General features: G+C 50.8%; 1 protein-coding gene. It reads right to left on the bottom strand.

Annotated features, from left to right (window positions below):
* Positions 1-1178, bottom strand: a 1178-nt coding sequence (locus JCM17102_RS30825) for a DUF6443 domain-containing protein (protein WP_033887264.1), incomplete at both ends; no start/stop codon positions are given.

Here is a 1178-nt window from a genome sequence, read left to right as displayed (position 1 = left end):
GCCGTCCATCTGACGCGTCAGCACCACCCGACCCAGCTTATCCTTAAACTCATAACTCACATTTCCATCCTCATCCGTAGTCCTGACACCGTAAAGTGAACCATCGGCATAATACCCCGTACTTTTCAGAGCATCACCCGAATACCCATACATACGTACTGACAGTTGAGCAACATCACCCACATTCGTCACATAATCCGTCGTGACAGCTTTATCCGCTGTATGCCAGTCATTACCCACGCCGGTCTGCTTGACAACCCTGCCAAGTTCAGACCCATCATACGACGTCTCACTGTAAGGGCGCCCGTCATTCCCATAAAGTTCCGTAGACTGAGCAGCCCGTTTCACCACCGACGGATGAACATAAGCTCCAAAATCATCTGCAACCGGTGCAGGCAGCCACTCCCGAAGCTCACGCCCCATACCGTCATATTCCTGGATAGTGACCAGATTATTCCTCCCCGGAGTAATCCCCCGCTGAATCCTCTCCGTCGGCTCTCCCAAATGGTCAAAGTACCGGATTTCAAGAAGCTGCTCATCCTCTTTTAAAGAGGAAATGGAGGAAGTCTTCTTCAAAGGCGTCAGACTAATGACATGGGGCTGCCCCTCTGTAGTCACAATATCCCCACCGGCACCACGAATTCGGATATTGGTGGTGATGGAACCGTTAAGGCTGATACCTTCCGATACCACATAATAAGTACCCACCGCCAACTCCTGTAACTCCAACTGCGCATGTCCCTTCGTGTTGCCACTGTTACGCAGCAGCTTCCCGTCCTTATCCAGCAGGCTCATATACGTATCCGAAAGCGAAGAGCCCTCGTGGTCAATCGTGACAGCCAGCGCCTTCTCCATCGTGAACTTATAATAAACGTCATTGGTCGTCTTCCCCTGATATCGGTTCGTATATCCCGAAGCGGTATTACGGATATCGGAGAAAGAAAAGCCCTTGCTATGCGGGCCCAGATCAATGGCCATCTCCGAAGAATCCCCCGGATTATCGACCACTGTTCCCGTAAGGGAAGTAGTAAGACTCCCATTACCTGCACCGTCCGTAACCACATAATATGTTCCCGGCATGAGCAATGGAATATGAATACAAGCGCTTTTCGTATTGCTACAAGCACCACTGCCCGAATAATCATCATTGAAGTACAACACCCGTTGCCTGTCCGAGG

The sequence above is a fragment of the Bacteroides faecichinchillae JCM 17102 genome, from assembly GCF_000614145.1.
In the GTDB taxonomy this organism is placed as follows: Bacteria; Bacteroidota; Bacteroidia; order Bacteroidales; family Bacteroidaceae; genus Bacteroides; species Bacteroides faecichinchillae.
Note: the sequence above shows the minus strand (reverse complement) of the source record. Positions and strands in the feature narration are given on the sequence as shown.